2 protein-coding genes and 2 pseudogenes are annotated in these 2,410 nt (G+C 71.2%); 2 read left to right on the top strand and 2 right to left on the bottom strand.

What is annotated here, in order from left to right; all coding sequences use genetic code 11:
- Window positions 1–603, bottom strand: a pseudogene (locus SSNG_RS06070) (hypothetical protein); the annotation flags it as partial.
- A 169-nt stretch (window positions 604–772) separates the two neighbouring features.
- Window positions 773–967, bottom strand: coding sequence for a hypothetical protein (locus tag SSNG_RS06065; RefSeq protein WP_007262923.1), 195 nt, complete (start codon window positions 965–967; stop codon window positions 773–775).
- 350 nt (window positions 968–1,317) lie between these two features.
- On the opposite strand from SSNG_RS06065, the gene SSNG_RS06060 reads away from it, so the two are divergent.
- Complete coding sequence (locus SSNG_RS06060; protein WP_007262922.1) at window positions 1,318–1,719, top strand: ankyrin repeat domain-containing protein; 402 nt, start codon at window positions 1,318–1,320, stop codon at window positions 1,717–1,719.
- A gap of 342 nt (window positions 1,720–2,061) precedes the next feature.
- Window positions 2,062–2,410, top strand: a pseudogene (locus SSNG_RS06055) (HEAT repeat domain-containing protein); the annotation flags it as partial.

Genomic DNA, 2,410 nt, shown 5'->3' with positions numbered 1-2,410 from the left:
GTCCCAGTCGAAGAGGTACTCCCGGCCGCGCCCGGCCTTGGCGTGCAGCAGGGCCTCGATCCGGGCCCGCGAGGCGGTCTCGCCGTCGGTGAAGTAGGCGGGGTAGCGGATGCGGAGCCGGCTCACCCGGCCCGCGCCGTCGAACTCGTAGCCGCTGAAGGCCTCCTCCCAGGCCCCGCCGTGGGAGAAGAGCGGGCTGGGGTCCTCGGGGGCGGAGAAGTACGGCACCAGCGCCTCGTACAGCGAGCGCAGCCGCTCGGCCTCGGCGTCCCCGGGCCCGGAGCCGGCCGGCGAGCGGTCGCGCCCGTGCCAGGCGGCGGCCGCCATGACGCCGAACAGGGCGCCGAGGGGGCCGTAGGGGACGATCGCGACCACCAGGACGCAGGCGGCCCCGAGGAAAAGCGCCGGACCGCGCTTGTCCTTCGGGGTCTGCGCCCATCTGCGCCGCCCGGCGGAAGCCAGCACCCGCAGGCCGCGTCCGATGACGATGAGCGGGTGGAGCACGTCGGTGGCGTTGTCGGCAGCCGTGCGGGCGAGGTCGCGGCCCCGGGTGAGCGACGCGCTGCCGCTGCTGAGGATGCGGGGGAGGGGGCGCCGGGCCACGGTCGTCTCCTGGAGTGGTGGTGGTGCGGGACGGTGGCGTCAGGGCCCGGGCGCCGGCGGGCTGGGCGGAACCCAGGCGGCCGCGGCCGCGGGCCTGATCGTGGAGGGCCCGTGCGGGGCCGGAGCCCCGGCGGGGCCGGCACCCGTGCGGGCCTTGAGCCGGGGCGGGTTAGAGCTTGATCCCGCCGAGCAGGCTCGCGAGGCTGGCGGTACTGGCCGTGATGCTCGGGGCGATGGCGGAGCCGGCCAGGAAGAAGCCGAACAGCGCGCAGACGAACGCGTGCGTCAGCTTCATCCCGTCCTTCTTGAAGAACAGGAAGCAGATGATGCCGAGCAGGACGACACCTGAGATGGACAGGACCATGTGACGTTCTCCTGATGAGTCGAGGCTCCTGGTGGGTGGATACGGTCACCATCAGTTGTTCCAGGCTCACAGGAAGTATCAATGCGATAAAAGGTGCAGACGGGTGAATCCTGGGTTTTTTCACTTGACCGGCCGCGCCTGACTGGCGCGCTCGGCGCTCACGGTGTGGGCGGCGCCGCCGCCACGCATCCTTGCCTCGGACCGCCCCCGTCATGTCCCGGGACGGGCGCTACCCTGGCGATTCACCCGTACGGACGCAGTGCCGTGCGCCGTCCTGCCCTCCCGGCCTGGGGAAACTCCTACCGGGGGCGGCAAGCCGACAAGCCGGAGAACGAAAGGCGGTACGACCGATGAGCGAGCACCAGGACGCCCCCGACGAGGACGTCGTCGAACTGGCCGGCAAGATCTTCGACCTCGCCCGTCAGGGTGAGGCCGCGATGCTGGCCGCTTACCTGGACGCCGGGGTCCCGGCCAACCTCACCAACGACCGAGGCGACACCCTCGTCATGCTCGCCGCCTACCACGGCCACGCCGAGGCCGTCACGGTCCTGCTGGAGCGCGGCGCCGAGGCGGACCGCGCCAACGACCGGGGCCAGACCCCCCTCGCCGGTGCCGTCTTCAAGGGCGAGGAGGCCGTCATCCGCGCGCTGCTCGTCGGCGGGGCCGACCCCCACGCCGGAACCCCCTCCGCCGTGGACACGGCGCGCATGTTCAACAAGGCCGACCTGCTGGAACTCTTCGGAGCCAAGTAGTCCGCTTTTTCCGGGGCGCCGCCGGGCCCCGATGGGCCCCGCCACCTCACGGCTTGGTCACGGCGCCCTTAAATGTGGTCGCGGTGCACAAACCGCCTGGGTCATCATGGCGTCGGATTCGATTCGCGGACATGACGGACGGGCAGGAGCGGGCTGGACACGAAGGGTGTCCACCCCCACCCCTGCCGCACCGGCCGCCGTGGTCGCGAAGCACCGACGAGAGTGAGAAGGCAATGGTCTACATCGAGCTGAACCAGACGGCGGACGTCCTCACATGCTGTTACGCGGCTCTGTGAATCCCGATTCCCGGTCGCGTCCCCAGCTTGATTTGAGGCCCTTCCCATGTTCGAACCAGTCATAGCGCCGAGCGGTACCCTGCTCGGGCTCCTCCAGCGGGGCCGCGGCGACGGCACGCTGCACGCCCTCGCCGCACCCAGGCCCGAGGCCCTCGCGGCGCTCAACCAGTGCGTGCTGCACGACCCGCGCCAGGACTGGCAGGTCGAGAACCGCTCCCTGTATTACGCGCGCCTGTACCTGGACCTCGACGGCCCCCTCGGCGAGATCGAGGCCCACCTGTTCGGTGCGGACGACCTCTTCGACGAAGAGGACCACCGCACCGGACTCGCCCTGTCCGTCCTCGGCCACCTCGCCTCGTTCGGCCGTGACGACCGTCATGCTGCTGCGCCGCTAC

Origin of the sequence: Streptomyces sp. C (assembly GCF_000158895.1) — a bacterium.
GTDB lineage: Bacteria > Actinomycetota > Actinomycetes > Streptomycetales > Streptomycetaceae > Streptomyces > Streptomyces racemochromogenes.
This window is presented reverse-complemented; position numbering and strand designations above follow the sequence as displayed.